Annotated in this window: 14 protein-coding genes; 13 read left to right on the forward strand and 1 reads right to left on the reverse strand. The window is 61.6% G+C overall.

Annotation, left to right across the window (positions count from 1 at the left end):
* Window positions 1-45: 45 nt before the first annotated feature.
* The 9 genes from flhA (at window position 46) to folD (ending at window position 9,063) form a co-directional block, all read left to right on the forward strand.
* Window positions 46-2,133 (forward strand): flagellar biosynthesis protein FlhA, encoded by a 2,088-nt coding sequence (flhA, locus tag RLEG4DRAFT_RS36235; protein WP_003584288.1) that lies wholly within the window; start codon window positions 46-48, stop codon window positions 2,131-2,133.
* A complete protein-coding gene (locus RLEG4DRAFT_RS36240; RefSeq protein ID WP_003584289.1) occupies window positions 2,130-2,882 on the forward strand; it encodes a flagellar biosynthetic protein FliR in 753 nt (250 codons plus the stop codon). The genes flhA and RLEG4DRAFT_RS36240 overlap by 4 nt, the downstream gene beginning before the upstream one ends.
* 7 nt (window positions 2,883-2,889) lie before the next feature.
* Window positions 2,890-3,303, forward strand: a complete 414-nt coding sequence (locus tag RLEG4DRAFT_RS36245; RefSeq protein WP_003584290.1) for a hypothetical protein — start codon at window positions 2,890-2,892, stop codon at window positions 3,301-3,303.
* 31 nt (window positions 3,304-3,334) lie between these two features.
* A complete protein-coding gene (locus tag RLEG4DRAFT_RS36250; RefSeq protein WP_003584291.1) occupies window positions 3,335-3,898 on the forward strand; it encodes a rod-binding protein in 564 nt (187 codons plus the stop codon).
* A gap of 122 nt (window positions 3,899-4,020) precedes the next feature.
* Window positions 4,021-4,386 (forward strand): hypothetical protein, encoded by a 366-nt coding sequence (locus RLEG4DRAFT_RS36255; RefSeq protein ID WP_003570277.1) that lies wholly within the window; start codon window positions 4,021-4,023, stop codon window positions 4,384-4,386.
* Window positions 4,386-4,925 carry a hypothetical protein gene (locus RLEG4DRAFT_RS36260; protein WP_003584292.1) on the forward strand — a complete coding sequence of 180 codons (540 nt, stop codon included), beginning with the start codon at window positions 4,386-4,388 and terminating at the stop codon, window positions 4,923-4,925. The genes RLEG4DRAFT_RS36255 and RLEG4DRAFT_RS36260 overlap by 1 nt, the downstream gene beginning before the upstream one ends.
* 286 nt (window positions 4,926-5,211) lie before the next feature.
* Window positions 5,212-6,051 carry a WecB/TagA/CpsF family glycosyltransferase gene (locus tag RLEG4DRAFT_RS36265; RefSeq protein WP_003584293.1) on the forward strand — a complete coding sequence of 280 codons (840 nt, stop codon included), beginning with the start codon at window positions 5,212-5,214 and terminating at the stop codon, window positions 6,049-6,051.
* Between the two features lie 200 nt (window positions 6,052-6,251).
* Entirely contained in the window at window positions 6,252-8,042 is a 1,791-nt protein-coding gene (locus RLEG4DRAFT_RS36270; RefSeq protein WP_003584294.1) for a hypothetical protein, read from the forward strand.
* A gap of 121 nt (window positions 8,043-8,163) precedes the next feature.
* A complete protein-coding gene (gene folD, locus RLEG4DRAFT_RS36275) occupies window positions 8,164-9,063 on the forward strand; it encodes a bifunctional methylenetetrahydrofolate dehydrogenase/methenyltetrahydrofolate cyclohydrolase FolD (RefSeq protein WP_003584295.1) in 900 nt (299 codons plus the stop codon).
* 4 nt (window positions 9,064-9,067) lie between these two features.
* On the opposite strand, the gene RLEG4DRAFT_RS36280 is transcribed toward folD, so the two are convergent.
* Entirely contained in the window at window positions 9,068-10,093 is a 1,026-nt protein-coding gene (locus RLEG4DRAFT_RS36280; RefSeq protein ID WP_003584296.1) for a LacI family DNA-binding transcriptional regulator, read from the reverse strand.
* Window positions 10,094-10,394: 301 nt separating this feature from the next.
* On the opposite strand from RLEG4DRAFT_RS36280, the gene RLEG4DRAFT_RS36285 reads away from it, so the two are divergent.
* From RLEG4DRAFT_RS36285 to RLEG4DRAFT_RS36300, 4 genes are all read left to right on the forward strand, one after another.
* Window positions 10,395-11,756, forward strand: a complete 1,362-nt coding sequence (locus RLEG4DRAFT_RS36285) for an ABC transporter substrate-binding protein (RefSeq protein WP_003584297.1) — start codon at window positions 10,395-10,397, stop codon at window positions 11,754-11,756.
* A 188-nt stretch (window positions 11,757-11,944) separates the two neighbouring features.
* On the forward strand, window positions 11,945-12,958 hold the full coding sequence (locus RLEG4DRAFT_RS36290; RefSeq protein WP_003584298.1) for a carbohydrate ABC transporter permease: 1,014 nt from the start codon (window positions 11,945-11,947) through the stop codon (window positions 12,956-12,958).
* 1 nt (window position 12,959) lies between these two features.
* Window positions 12,960-14,123 carry a carbohydrate ABC transporter permease gene (locus RLEG4DRAFT_RS36295; protein ID WP_003584299.1) on the forward strand — a complete coding sequence of 388 codons (1,164 nt, stop codon included), beginning with the start codon at window positions 12,960-12,962 and terminating at the stop codon, window positions 14,121-14,123.
* A 34-nt stretch (window positions 14,124-14,157) separates the two neighbouring features.
* Complete coding sequence (locus tag RLEG4DRAFT_RS36300; protein WP_003584301.1) at window positions 14,158-15,810, forward strand: alpha-glucosidase; 1,653 nt, start codon at window positions 14,158-14,160, stop codon at window positions 15,808-15,810.
* Window positions 15,811-15,824 lie beyond the last annotated feature (14 nt).

Below are 15,824 nucleotides of genomic sequence, written 5' to 3' on the forward strand. Positions count from 1 at the left end.
TGGCGGACCTTATGTCCGCTCCTCTCATGAAGAGACGGTATCGTTATGGCGCAACCACCTGCACTCCCCCTTCCGAAAGTCGTCCCGAGTCTGCGCGACGTCGGTTTCGCCCTCGGCATCATCGGCATCATCTGCATTCTCTTCCTGCCGATCCCGCCGTTCCTGATCGATATGGGGCTGGCCTTCTCGATCGCCTTCTCGGTGCTGATCCTGATGGTTGCACTGTGGATCCAGAAACCGCTCGATTTCTCGTCTTTCCCGACCATTCTGCTGATCGCGACGATGACCCGGCTGGCGCTGAACATCGCGACAACGCGCGTCATCCTGTCCCACGGCAATGAAGGTCACGATGCAGCCGGCGGCGTCATCGCCGGTTTCGCAAGCCTGGTGATGTCCGGCGACTTCGTCATCGGTCTGATCGTCTTCCTGATCCTCATCACCATCAACTTCATCGTCATCACCAAGGGCGCCACGCGTATCGCCGAAGTCGGCGCGCGTTTCACCCTCGATGCCATCCCGGGCAAGCAGATGTCGATCGACGCCGATCTTTCGGCCGGCATCATCGACGAGAAGGAAGCCCAACGCCGGCGCAGAGAGCTCGAAGAGGAAAGCTCCTTCTTCGGGGCGATGGACGGTGCCTCGAAATTCGTCCGCGGCGATGCCGTTGCCGGCCTGATCATCACCGCCATCAACGTCTTCGGCGGCATCATCATCGGCTACTTCCGCCACGGCATGCCGATCGGCGAGGCGGCCGACGTCTTCGTCAAGCTCTCCGTCGGCGACGGCCTCGTCTCGCAGATGCCGGCCCTCATCGTCTCGCTCGCCGCCGGTCTTCTCGTCTCGCGCGGCGGCACCACCGGCTCCACCGACCAGGCTGTCGTCAACCAGTTGAGCGGTTACCCCCGCGCGCTCTCGGTCTCCGCCGTGCTGATGTTCGTGCTCGCCCTGATGCCGGGCCTGCCCTTTGTCCCCTTCGTGATCCTCGGCAGCCTTCTTGCCTTCGGCGCCTGGTTCATTCCGCGTCAGGTCGAGGCTGAAAACAGGCTTCGCCGCGAGCAGGAGGAAAAAAAGGTCGTCCAGAGCAAGGAGCTGGAAAAGGATTCGGTCAAGTCGGTGCTGCGGACCTCCGAGATCGAGCTCGCGCTCGGCAAGATGGTCTCGACACGCCTGCTCGGCGCCCACCAGGAGCTCGCCTTCCGCGTCGGCAAGATGCGCAAGAAGTTCGCCACGCAATACGGTTTCGTCGTGCCCGAGATCAAGGTCACCGACGATATCGCCATCGCCGAGAAGTCCTACCAGATCCGCATCCACGGCACGACGGTCGCCTCCAACCTGCTGCGCGTCGGCGAAGTCCTGGTTGTCACCGGCGCCGGCCGCCGGCCGAGCATCCCCGGCGACGAGATCCGCGAACCCGCCTTCGGCATGCCTGCCGTGTCGATCCTCGAAAACTTTGCCGACGATCTGAAACGCGAAGGCTTCCAGCCGATCGACAACGTCTCCGTCGTGCTCACCCATATGAGCGAGGTCATCCGCAACAACCTGCCGCAGCTTCTGTCCTACAAGGACGTCAAGGTGCTGATCGATCGCCTCGATCCCGAATACAAGAAGCTCGCCGACGAGATCTGCTCGTCGCACATGTCTTATTCGGGCCTGCAGGCGGTGCTCAAGCTCCTGCTTGCCGAACGTGTCTCGATCCGCAACCTGCACCTCATTCTCGAAGCGGTGGCCGAGCTCGCCCCGCATGTCAGGAAGACCGAGCAGATCGTCGAGCATGTCCGCATCCGCATGGCCCAGCAGCTCTGCGGCGACCTTGCCGACAACGGCGTGCTGCGCGTGCTGAGACTCGGCAGCAAATGGGATCTGGCTTTCCACCAGGCCCTGAAGCGCGACGCCAAGGGCGAGGTGATCGAATTCGACATCGACCCGCGCAGCCTGGAAGAATTCAGCGAGCAGGCCACCAAAGTTATCCGTGAGTTCATGGATCGCGGCCTGCCATTCGCCCTTGTCACGTCGCCGGAAACACGCTCCTATGTGCGCATGATCATCGAACGGCTGTTCGCCACGCTCCCGGTCCTGTCGCATGTCGAACTGGCCAAGGGCATCGAGATAAAGATTTTGGGCTCTATTTCATGATAACAGACCCGCAAGGGACCGTTCTCGCGCTGTTTCTGGTTTTCTGCCGGATCGGTGGCTGTGTGCTGGCTCTTCCGGGTTTTTCCTCGGCGCGCGTGCCCGACCAGTTGCGCGTCTTCATCGCCGGGGCGCTGTCGATTGCCGTCATGCCGCTGCTCTGGGACACTGTCTATCCCGCCGTTCACACCAGTTCCGGGACCTATATCGGCCTGATTTTCAGCGAATCGCTGATCGGCGTGATGTACGGCATGCTGGCGCGGATTTACACCCTCGGCATGCAGTTCGCCGCGACGATCCTTGCCACGATGGTCGGCTATACCCAGCCGGGGTCGGCAGACATCATCGAAGACACGCCGGAGAGCAGTCTGTCCGGCTTCATCACCTTTGCCGGCATCATGATTCTCTTCATCATGGATTTCCATCACATCGTCTTCCGAGCGCTGATGGATTCCTACACCACCATGCCCTTCGGCGGCCTGATGCAGATGCGCGCGACGCTGATCTCCTTTACCGATACGCTGGAGCAGACCACCTACATCATGCTGCGGCTGTCGAGCCCGTTTTTGATCTACGGCCTGATCTTCAACGTCTCGATCGGCTTCATCAACAAGCTGGCGCCGCAGATCCCGGTCTACTTCATCTCCACACCCTACCTGCTGATGGGCGGGCTATTCCTGATCTATTTCTCGATTGCGGCGTTGGTCAGCCAGTTCGGCCAGTCCTTCGGCTCGATCTATATCGGGCGATGAGGCTGTCATGGTCGAGAAGAACCGTTCCCAGAAGCTCAAGCGACTGCTCTCGGTGCAGCGGCATATCGAAAGGATGGCCGAGAACGATCTGGCCGAAACCAGCCGCCAACGTGTCGAAGTCAATGTGGCGATGGACGACGTCATCCTCGCGCTCGGCTCGATGGATCCCGTCCACCATGCCTTCTCGCAGAATTACGCCGACCGATTCGGCAGGCTCTCCATCAAGGACAAGCAGCTGACCGGCATGCAGGAGGTCCACGAGATGCGGCTGGCGCGCGAGCGCGCCAAGGGCGACCGTTTCGAAGAAGGCATGAAGGAGGCCCTTGAGGCCGAGCGCCGCGAGGCCGACGACAATGCCGTCTATGATGTCATCGATCAGCAATTCGCAACGCCAGCCTCCAGCAAGCTTCGAAACCCATAGTCGTTACGATCTTAATTTAGAGGATTGTAACGTGGCTATTTCGCCCCCCAGTGATCTGGTCCTGGACGTTGTCAAAGCTGCCGACCCCATGGAGGTTCAGGCGGCCCAGGAAAAATTGAAGGCAAATCGTGCGGCCTTTGCCGCAACGAGCCTCGCCGAGAACGGCAAGGGCTTCTCCAATACGGTCGATGTTCTCGACCATATCGGCGAGAAGAGCGGCCTCAACAACATCCAGAACCGTGCCAAGGCTGAGGAAGTGCCGGAAAGCTACCGGAAATTCGAGGCTATGGTTCTGCAGAATTTCGTCAAGTCCATGCTGCCGAGCGAAAGCGAGGAGGTCTACGGCAAGGGCGCGACCGGCGATATCTGGAAAGGCATGATGGCCGAGCAGCTCGGCAACACCATGGCCAAGGGTGATGGCATCGGCATCGCCAAGCAGATGTACAGCGAGCAGCTGCGCCGGCAGGAAGGCAAGGTCGTCAATGCCTCGACCGATGATCATGACCGCAACACCGCGATCAGCATGATCGACGACTTCCAGCGCAAGACCTTTGGCACGCCGACGGCCGACGCCAAGACCGATAGAACCGGATGATTTTAGGCCCGTTGGCCTAATCTGAATCCTGTTCTCACTCAAATAGTTAGAGCACGATGTCGTGCGAATGCCGCGCATTCTTTTCGGCATCACGCTCCAAGCGACGCATAACCGAGGGTACAATGGAAATAGTTTCGAACGAATACAGGATCAAATCCGTTCTCGGACGCCTCGAAATGATCATCGACAATGAGAACACCCGGATCGGCAGCGATCCGCAGTTCGATCTCAAGGTCTCCAATGCGCATAAGAGCCGCTGCCTCTACGAGCTGTCGATGCTCTTCCGCGACACCGATCCAGCCGAGCTTGCCGCTGCCCATCTCGATCAGCTGCATGGCCTGAAGAAGAAGCTGGTTCTCAATGCCCGTCGGGTCGAGGCGCATCTCGAAGCGGTCCGCGCGGTTGCCGATCTGCTGAAGAACGCCGTTCAGGACGCCGATGCCGACGGCACCTATTCCCAGGAACAATTCGCCGCGCGTGGAAACTGATGATCAAGCTCGTCCTCACCGGTGTCTGGGTTTGCGCCATCACCTTGGCATCGGTCTATTTCTCGGTGTACCTGGCGACTGCGCCGGCGCCCGCGGCATCCGATTCCAAGCAGAGCGCCCTCGAACTGGTGAAGGGTGAAACCATCACGGTACCGATCATCGGTAACGGCGCGATCACCGGCTACTTCCTCGGCCGCGTTTCCTTCATGATGAACAAGGAGATGCTGAAGGGCGTGACGCTGCCGCTGGCCGAGATGACCACGGACGAGCTTTTCAGCTTGCTCGTCGGCAACAAGATGGTCGATATCGCCCACATCAAATCCTTCGATCCGAAGGCCTTCCGCGAAGAGATCAAGAAGGGCATGAACGAGCGCCTCGGCGGCGAATATGTCGCCGACGTGATGCTGGAGCAGCTCGACTATCTCTCCAAGGACGATGTGAAGGAAAGCTCCGCCGGGCAACCGAAAAAGGTGGGCAAACCGGTCAGCATCGTCGAGACCGCACCGGCTGGCGAAGCGCCGGCTCCGGCCGCACACTAGATATTACAGTATCATCGACGAAAACGGCGCCGCAGGGCGCCGTTTTTCGTTTGGCCGGAGTGGTTAACAAACCACTTATGCGAGCATGGAAATTCAAGGAATTTTCCTAAGGGTTGTTTGAAACCGTCCTGTTATACCACTCTCACAGCTTGGCATGTGCCGCTTCCGAAATCGGGGCGACGCCGTCACGGCGGGACGCGACCGGTGCTTTCGAGAGCCGGTGCGGAGGTGTGGGCTTGTTTTCCGGGATGTCGGGCGGATGAAGCATCCTCGGCAGGAGGTAGGAATGAATCTGATTGCAAACTTCGCGGTGCTCGCATCGCGGCGGACGATCTTCGATCTGCCGGTCTGCGATCTCGGCTGGGACGACGCCCTCGTTTTCATCAACGAGCTGGCCTCCATTCCCGTCGGCCAGACCGTGGTTTGCTTCGTCAACGCCCACAACATGCTGACCGCGCTGCGCGACGACGAATACTACCGGATCATGTCGCACAATCTGGTGCTGCCGGATGGCATCGGCCTCAACATCGCATCGCAGATCGCCCATGGTTCGCCCTTTCCCGCCAACCTGAACGGCACCGATTTCGTGCCGGCCTTCCTCACCTTCATGGAGCCCCCGCGCCGCATTGGTCTCATCGGCGGCACGCGTTCGGTGGTCGAGGCGGCGGCGGAAAATTTCCGCAGGCATACACCCTGGCACGAATTCATCGTCGTTTCCGACGGTTATTTCGACAAGGTCGATTCATCCGCGGTGACCGAGGAGATCGAGCGCCAGAAACTCGATATCCTGATCGTCGGCATGGGAACACCGCTGCAGGAGAAATGGGTCCACGACAATATCCGTGCCGATCATGCCCGCCTGGTGCTGACGGTCGGCGCTCTCTTCGACTTCGTCTCCGGCGCCGTGCCGCGCGCACCGAAGACGGTGCGGATGATGCGCCTGGAATGGGCCTATCGCATGATGCAGGAACCGTCGCGCCTCTGGCGCCGCTACGTCATCGGCATCCCGATCTTCCTTTTCCATGTCCTGCGCTACCGCTTCCAACGGCGTGAAAGAATTCTCAGCCAGCCGGAAGAGCATCACACCGTGCTGCAGCCGCCGTCGGATCATAAGAAGGCGAGCTAGCTGACGCGCAGCCGGTCTTTCCAAGGACGCCGTCGCACTCTGCAACGCATCTTTGAATCGTTTTCGATCCGAGGAGCGATGCTCAGTTCTTACACGCTGCGGTTAACCATTTCTTTGCCATGAATATTTAGACTGGCTTAATCATCTGCATCCGTGCCGATGAGCGAATTCGGCCATCCTGTGCATGAGATGTGGCGCAAATGTACGATATCAGGGCCAGAAGCAGCTTTCACGATCGCGCGGCCACCCGGCCGGCGGTGTCCGCACCGGCGCGCGTGCATGACAATCGCTATGATGGGCCCCGGTCGAATCGCCCGGATATCGCGCCGCCCGAGGCCGAACTGCTGCGCGCCATCGGCCGCGCGCTGGAAGAGCAGCGCGAAAAAGCGGCGCGCCCGGCGCCGCTGGTCGATCGCATCGAAACCATCCTCGGCAATCGCCTGCGGGCCGCCAATGATGTCGGCCATCCGCTTCCTCAGGAACAGCCGTACCGTGAAGAACTGGCTGCTCCGGTCAGCGAGCCGATGATCTCGCCCGAAACGCCGGCTGTCATTCGCGAGGAACCGGCCGAGCCCCGCCCGGCAGCACCACGCCATCGCCTCGGCGGCAGTGCTCTGGCGATGACGGTCGCCGCTGCGACGATCATCGGCGCCGGCCTGCCGGCGCTGATGCCGGCTTCGCCGGCCCTCTACCGTGCCGAAGCGACGCTTGCGGTAAAGACCGATGCCGCAAGCCGGGCCGCCTTTACCCAGGCTGCAGCGAAAGGGCTGATGTCGGCTCGGGTGGCTGCTTCGACGGTCGCCGCCCTGAAACTCGATCGCGATCCTGAATTTGCCGGCCCGGGGGCCAATGCGCTTGGCGTTGCGCTCGATCTGCTCTCGGCGACCGGTGCTGCTGCCGATCCGGCCTCGCGCGCCGAGGCAACCTTGAAACATGCTGTCGAGATCCTGCCCGATGCCGTCGCCGGCACGATCCTCGTGCGGGTGACGACCGGCGACAGCCGCAAATCCATGCGCATCGCCGCAAGGCTTGCCGAAGTGGCCTCCCCAGCCGGCGGACCCGGCGGTAACGCCGAAACCGACGCCGCCTTGCGCAAGGCCTATGACGAGGCGAAGGCGGAACTTGCAGCCTTCACGGCAAAGAGCGGCGAGGGTAACGTCAAGGTGGCGGTCGATCTTCGCCACCAGATCGACCGGCTCGATGCCGATCTGAAACAGGCCGACCAGACGATCCTCGACGCCAAGGCGCAAGCCGACCGGCTCAAGACCGCAAAACTTGCCGGGGTGCTCGACGGTTCGCTGCCCGCCGATATGCTCTCGCCGGCGCTGCAGGACTGGCGCGACAAATATGCAGTCGCCAGGACGGCACTTGCGCAGCTTTCGGCCGAACTCGGCCCGCGCCATCCGCGGCTGTTGCAGCAGCAGGCCGAAACCGATGGCCTGAAGGAGAATATGGGCAAGGAGCTTACCCGTCTTGCCCAGGCCGCCAACGTCGCCGCCAAGGCTGCCGTCGATGCGCGCAAGGGCCTGAACGACCGGCGCAACACGCTGATCGCACAAAGCCGGGATACCGGCGTCGAACTTGCCCGGCTGACCGAGCTTAGCGAGAAGGCGACCGCCGCGCGTTCGCGCCTGGAAGATGCGGCCCCCGGCTCGGCGGGAACGGCCGCCGATGGTCATATCACGCTGATGAAGCCGGCAATGGCAACGGCGGTATCGGCGCCCGACGGCCTGACCGGCCGGTCGCTGGCCGGCGCTGCCGCGGGTCTCGCCGCCGGTCTTGCTGCGGCCTTCCTGCTGCGCCTGCGTAAACCCAGGGCCGCAGCCGACGAGGAAATGCCGCTATCCCAACCGCTGTCTTCGGAGCCGCCGCCGGCACCGCAACCGGTCCCGACCACGGTCGACGAGATGGAGGCGCTGCGCTCCGAAATCTCCGGCCTGCGCGACCGGCTTCTTGTTCATGGCCTCGACGCACGGCAGCCGCTGCGCTGACCGAAACATTTCCTTGCATTTTTGATATTGCCTTGCTGCTTTCCGACAGGATAGGGCGTTAGCGGGCATTTGACGCTCGCCGACTATCCATAGATTGGCGCGAAACAGGGCGGAGAGACGCGTGACGACAGTAATCGACGGCAAGAACGTAGCTGCATCGGTCATTCAGACGGTCAAGAGTGCGACGGCAGCGCTGGAAAAGAGCAGCGGCGTCACCGCCGGCCTTGCGGTTGTCATCGTTGGTGACGATCCGGCAAGTCACGCCTATGTCGGCTCCAAGGGCCGCATGGCCAAGGAATGCGGCTTCAAATCGGTCCAGCACACGCTGCCGGCCGAGACCAGCCAGGAGGAGCTGGCAGCCCTGGTCGCCACCCTCAACGCCGATCCGTCGATCCACGGCATCCTGGTGCAATTGCCGCTGCCGAAGCCGCTCGACAGCGAGCCGATCATCCAGTCGATCCTGCCGGAAAAGGATGTCGACGGCCTGAGCATCGCCAATGCCGGCAAGCTTGCCATCGGCGACCTGAAGACCGGACTGGTCTCCTGCACGCCGGCCGGCGCCATGGTCTTCGTCCGCCGCACCCATGGCGAGGATCTCTCCGGCCTCAACGCCGTCGTCATCGGCCGCTCCAATCTGTTCGGCAAGCCGATGGCGCAATTGCTGCTCAACGCCAATGCGACGGTGACGATCGCACATTCAAGAACCAAGAACCTCGCCGAGGTCTGCCGCAATGCCGATATTCTGGTCGCCGCCGTCGGCCGGCCGGAAATGGTCAAGGCCGATTGGGTCAAGCCGGGCGCGACGGTCATCGACGTCGGCATCAACCGCGTGGCAGCCCCCGAAAGAGGTGAGGGCAAGACCCGGCTCGTCGGCGACGTCGCCTTCGAGGAGGTCTTTGCGGTCGCCAGCACCATCACCCCGGTTCCGGGCGGCGTCGGGCCGATGACCATTGCCATGCTGATGGCCAATACGGTCATCGCCGCGCATCGCGCCGCAGGGCAAACGCCGCCGCAATTTTGATCCATCAAGACTGCGGGGCAGGGCCGGTCGAGGCCCGGACGATCAGTTCGGTCTTCCAGAGTTCCTGTTCGGGGAAGGGGCCTGCCTGCTTCACCGTGCCGATCAGCCGCTGGGCGATGCGAACGCCGGCGGCCCTGAGCGAGGAGCGCGTCGTCGTCAGCGGCACGGAGAAGTTTTCCGGCTTCAAGAGCGGCAGCACGTCGTCATGGGCGATCAGCGAGATATCCTCGCCGAGCCGCAATCCGGCCTGGTTGACGGCGCGGATCGCGCCAAGCGCCAGCACCGTGCTGGAGCAGAGGATCGCCGTCGGCCGCTCCGGCAGCTGCAGGAAGTGTTCCATCGCCAACAGGCCCTGCTCGTCCGTCATCAGCGTGTGGCTCATGCAATTCTCGTCGAGCGCCAGCCCGCGCTCGGCCAGTGCCGATATGACGCCGTTCTTCCTGCGGATGGCGAAATCGAGATGCATCTGCCCGTTCATCAGCGCAAATCGCGTATGGCCGAGTTGCAGCAGCAGCCGCGTCGCATCGTAAAAGGCGCCTTCATTGTCGATGTCGAGATAGGGATAGTCCGGTTCCGAACCGAAGGATCGCCCGTGCACCACATAGGGCATGGAGAGCGACTTCAGCATGGGGAGACGCGGGTCGTGGCCGCGCATATAGGCGACGAACAGCGCATCGACATTGCCGCTGATCGCCAGGCGCCGGAGCGCCGCCACCTCATCATCCGGGTCGGCCGGCATGATGACGAAGTGGAAGTCGTGGCGCACGGCTTCCTCGCCGAGCCCGGCCAGGAATTCGCCGAAATGCACGTCGGACTGGTGGCCGGGCGCCGTCGGCATGACAAGGCCGATCGAGCCGGCCTTGCCGGTGGCAAGCCGCTGTGCCGCCTTGTTCGGGCGATACCCGGTTTCCTTGACAGCTTGAAGCACGCGCTCCCGGGTCGCCTCGTTGACCTCGGGATAACCGTTGAGCGCTCGGCTCACCGTCGTCTGCGACAGCCCCAGCAATTCCGATAGCTGTTTGAGATTCACCTGCTATGCTTCCTCCCGGCCCGCCCGTCGGCCGTCCTGAAAAAGGTCCGCCGCCTCCCAGTGTGGCATCCAAAGCGCTTTCAATTATGTAGCATCTGCCGCGCTTGACTCAAGAAAAATCGATCCATATTTCCCGATAGCCTCTGCTGCGCGGCGATAAGAGCCGCGTCCACAGCGGCTTTTCTTGAAATGACTTGACTCCATTCCGCCGAAAGTGGAATGAGTTGGGTGTCAAAGCGCTTTGAAATTTCTTATAAAGGGAATTCGGCGCGGGTTGGGATTGTGATGGGAGGTTGATCACATGAAAAAGACATTTTTGATGGGCGTTGCCGTGGCAGCGCTTTTTGCCGGTGCTGCATCCGCGGCCGATCTGAAATTTGCCCCGGGACAGGATTCCAAGTTCAATTGGAAAAGCTATGACGAATTCAAGGCCGCTCATGCCGATCTGAAGGGTCAGCCGCTGACGATCTTCGGACCGTGGCGCGGCGAAGACGAGGCGTTCTTCATGAGCGTCCTCGCCTATTTCACCGAAGCGACCGGCATCGACGCCAAATACTCCTCGTCCGAAAATTACGAACAGCAGATCGTCATCGACACGCAGGCGGGCTCGCCGCCGAACATCGCCGTTCTGCCGCAGCCGGGCCTTCTGGCCGATCTCGCCAGCAAGGGCTTCCTGACACCGCTCGGCGACGACAACTCCAAGTGGATCAAGGACAATTACGGCGCTGGCGACAGCTGGGTCGGTTACGGCACCTATAAGGGCAAGGACGGCAAGGAAGCCTTCTACGCCTTCCCATATAAGGCCGACGTGAAATCGCTGGTCTGGTACGTTCCGGAAAACTTCGAGGAAGCCGGCTACAAGATCCCGACGACCATGGAAGAGCTGCATGCTCTGACTGACCAGATCGTCAAGGATGGCGGCGTTCCCTGGTGCATCGGTCTCGGTTCCGGCGGCGCTACCGGCTGGCCGGCGACCGACTGGGTCGAGGACATCATGCTGCGCACCCAGCCGCCGGAAGCCTACGACAAGTGGACGACCAACGAGCTGAAGTTCACCGATCCGGCCGTGGTTGCCGCGATCGATGAATTCGGCAAGTTCGCCAAGAACGAGAAATACGTCGACGGCGGCGTCGCGGCCGTGGCCTCGACCGACTTCCGCGACAGCCCGAAGGGCCTCTTTGCCGTTCCGCCGAAGTGCTACATGCACCATCAGGCCTCGTTCATCCCGTCCTTCTTCCCTGAAGGCACGAAGCTCGGCCAGGATGCCGACTTCTTCTACATGCCGACCTTTGCGTCGCACCCCGAACTCGGCAAGCCGGTTCTCGGCGCCGGCACGCTTGTCTCGATCGCCAAGGACTCGAAGACGGCCCGCGCCTTCATCGACTTCCTGAAGACCCCGATCGCCCATGAGGTCTGGATGGCGCAGTCGAGCTTCCTGACCCCCTACAAGGGTGTCAGCACCGAGGCCTATGCCAATCCGCAGATGAAGAAGGAAGGCGAGATCCTAACGTCGGCCACAACCTTCCGCTTCGACGGTTCCGACCTGATGCCGGGCAAGATCGGTGCCGGCGCCTTCTGGACAGGCATGGTCGATTTCGTCGGCGGTAAGTCGGCTGAAGAGGCTGCTGGCGAAATCCAGAGCGCCTGGGACGGCATCAAGTAATCCTTTAAAATTATGCCGCCGGCTTGCCGGCGGCATGGATTTGCATGACTGGCCGGGTTCGCAAAGAGCCCGGCCATCGCAGGATATATTGTGATTGGGCAATACACATAGATTGACGATGACCGGCGCTGATCCGTCAGAATAACAACCGGTCGCACTAAGATCAGGGGAAGCAGGGGAGGGACGAAATGCTGTCGCAGATAGTGTCCGCTTTGGGCGTGGTGGTCGGAGCCGTTTTCGCGTGCTCGGCCTATTTCTATTTTTCGAACAAGCTCCTGGATCTCGCTCTGCCGGTCAAGGATGGCGACATCCGCGCCGCATCGCGCAATCTCAACCGTCGTGCGCTGATCCGCCCGTGGCTGTTCATCGGCCCGGCGCTGTTCCTCCTGATCGTCTATCTCGTCTATCCGGTCGTTGCGACTTTCATCCTCTCTTTCTACGACCGGTCGGGCAATGAGTTCGTCGGCGCGACGAATTACCTGTGGGCCTTGAACGACCGCGAATTCCGTCAGTCGATCTTCAACAACATCCTGTGGCTTGCCGTCGTACCGGCCGCCTGCACCTTTTTCGGCCTCGTCATCGCCGTGATGACCGACCGCATCTGGTGGGGCAACATCGCCAAAAGCATCGTCTTCATGCCGATGGCGATCTCCTTCGTCGGCGCCTCGGTCATCTGGAAATTCATCTATGAATATCGCGGCGGCAACGACGTCCAGATCGGCCTGCTGAACGCCATTGTCCAGACCTTCGGCGGCACGCCTGAGGTGTGGATCTCCGTTCCCTTCTGGAACAATTTCTTCCTGATGGTCATCCTGATCTGGATCCAGACCGGTTTTGCCATGGTGATCCTGTCGGCCGCCCTTCGCGGCATTCCCGAGGAGACGATCGAAGCCGCCGTCATCGACGGCGCCAATGGCTGGCAGATTTTCTGGCGCATCATGGTGCCGCAGGTATGGGGCTCGATCGCGGTCGTCTGGACGACGATCACCATCCTCGTCCTCAAGGTCTTCGATATCGTGCTGACCATGACCAACGGCCAGTGGCAGACGATGGTGCTGGCCAACCTGATGTTCAACTGGCTGTTCCGGGGCGGCGGCGATTCCGGCCGAAGTGCTGTTATCGCCATCATCATCATGCTCGCCGTCACGCCGATCATGGTCTGGAACGTGCGCCGCGCCAATCGCGAACTGAAGGGCCACTGAGATGACCGCTGTTGGAAGCTACTTCAAGATCGGCCCCGCCCGTCTCTTTGTTCACGCCGCCGTTCTCTTGATCGTCATCGTCTGGCTGATCCCGACGCTCGGAATCTTCGTCAGTGCGCTCCGCGACAAGGACCAGATCGTCGTCTCCGGCTGGTGGACGGCCTTCGTCGGCTCGACACAGACCGTCGCCGTCCGCCTGGGTACGCCGGACCAGCAGCAGCAGGAAGGGGCAATCTACGTCATCTCAGGCAATGTGCTGGAAGGCCAGACCGGCCGCTCGGTGAAGGCCTTCGGCAACCGCGTGCAGCAGCCGGCAGCCTTCGAAGCAGGTCAGACCGCCGATCTCGGCGACGGCGAAAGCCTGCAGATCAACAGCGACGGCAGCTATCGCTATATGAAGAACGCCGCCTTTTCGCCCGACGAACGCCCGCGGCGCATCTATGCGTCGGTCTCCGCGCCGCCGGAGTTCACGATGCAGAACTACAAGACGGTTCTTACCGGCGAGGGTATCGGCCAGTCCTTCATCAATTCGCTGACCGTGACGATCCCGGCGACGATCATCCCGATCCTGATTGCCGCTTTCGCCGCCTATGCGCTGAGCTGGATGGAGTTTCCCGGCCGCGGGCTGCTGATTGCGCTCGTCGTCGGCCTGATCGTCGTGCCGCTTCAGATGTCGCTGATCCCGCTGCTGCGCCTCTACAACGAGATCGGCAACATGCTCGGCCAGCCGTCCAAGACCTATCCCGGCATTTGGCTCGCCCACACCGCCTTCGGCATGCCGCTCGCCATCTATCTCTTGCGGGCCTATATCGCCGGCCTGCCGAAGGAGATCATCGAATCTGCCCGCGTCGATGGCGCCAGTGACTTCGAGATCTTCGTGCGCATCGTATTGCCTTTGTCATTCCCGGCACTCGCCTCCTTCGCCATCTTCCAGTTCCTGTGGGTGTGGAACGACCTGCTCGTCGCCATGGTCTTCCTCGGCACCGACAAGGACCACCTCGTGCTGACCGGCAGCCTCAACGCGCTGCTCGGCTCGCGCGGCGGCAATTGGGAGATTTTGACGGCGTCGGCCTTCGTCACCATCATCGTGCCGCTGCTCGTCTTCTTCGGGCTGCAGCGTTATCTGGTGCGTGGCCTGCTGGCGGGTTCGGTCAAGGGAGGCTGACCATTTCCAAACGTGACTTCAAACAGGATATTCCATGAACGTGGCTCCCCAATCGATCTCGACCCCCGACAAGGACTGGTGGCGCGGCGCGGTGATCTATCAGATCTACCCGCGCTCCTACCAGGATTCGAACGGTGACGGCATCGGCGACCTCAAGGGCATCACCGCCCGCCTGCCGCATGTGGCAAACCTCGGCGTCGATGCGATCTGGATCTCGCCCTTCTTCACCTCGCCGATGCGCGATTTCGGTTACGACGTTTCCGATTATGAGAACGTCGATTCGATCTTCGGCACGCTGGTGGATTTCGACACGATGATCGCTGAGGCCCATCGCCTCGGCATCCGGGTGATGATCGACCTCGTCATCTCGCACAGCTCGGATCAGCATCCCTGGTTCGCCCAAAGCCGCTCCAGCAAGACCAACGCCAAGGCCGATTGGTATGTCTGGGCCGACGCCAAGCCTGATGGTACGCCGCCGAACAACTGGCTGTCGATCTTCGGCGGCTCCGCATGGGCGTGGGATCCGACGCGCATGCAATATTACATGCACAACTTCCTGACCTCGCAGCCGGACATGAACCTGCATAACCCGGAAGTGCAGGACCGTCTGCTCGATGTCGTGCGCTTCTGGCTCAATCGCGGCGTCGACGGCTTCCGCCTCGACACCATCAATTTCTATTTCCACGACCCGCTGTTGCGCGACAATCCCGCCCTTGCGCCTGAGCGCCGCAACGCCTCGACGGCGCCGGCGGTCAATCCCTATAATTTCCAGGAGCATATCTACGACAAGAACCGGCCGGAGAATCTTGCCTTCCTGAAGCGCTTCCGCGCCGTTCTGGAGGAATTCCCGGCGATCGCCGCCGTCGGCGAGGTTGGCGACAGCCAGCGCGGCCTCGAAATCGTCGGCGAATACACCTCCGGCAATGACAAGATGCATATGTGTTACGCCTTTGAGTTCCTGGCTCCCGATCCGCTGACCGCCGAGCGCGTCGAAGAGGTGATGCAGGATTTCGAAGCCGCAGCACCGGATGGCTGGGCCTGCTGGGCCTTTTCCAATCACGACGTCATGCGCCATGTCAGTCGCTGGGGCGGGCTGGTCGCCGATCACGATGCCTTCGCCAAGCTCTATGCCTCGCTGCTGCTGACGCTGCGCGGCTCCGTCTGCCTCTATCAGGGCGAGGAGCTGGCGCTGACCGAGGCCGATCTCGCCTACCAGGATCTGCAGGATCCCTACGGCATCCAGTTCTGGCCGGAGTTCAAGGGCCGCGACGGCTGCCGCACGCCGATGGTCTGGGACAGTCAGGTCGCCCAGGGCGGCTTTTCCACCGTCAAGCCCTGGCTGCCGGTGCCGGTCGAGCATATCCTGCGCGCCGTCAGCGTCCAGCAGGGTGACGAGGCCTCGGTGCTGGAGCACTATCGCCGCTTCATCGCCTTCCGCAAATTGCATCCGGCCTTTGCCAAGGGTGAGATCGAATTCGAGGAGCCGCAGGGCGACGCCCTGGTCTTCACCCGTGAATACGGCAATGAGAAGCTGCTCTGCATCTTCAACATGAGCCCGACTGAGTCTGGCGTCACTTTGCCTGCGGGAGAATGGCAGGCGTTGACGGGGCATGGCTTTATCAGCAACAACTATGGCGACAAGATCGATATTCCGGCCTGGGGGGCGTATTTCGCCCGTCTCGCTTAAGGATCAGCAGGGGA

The sequence above is a fragment of the Rhizobium leguminosarum bv. trifolii WSM2297 genome, assembly GCF_000271845.1.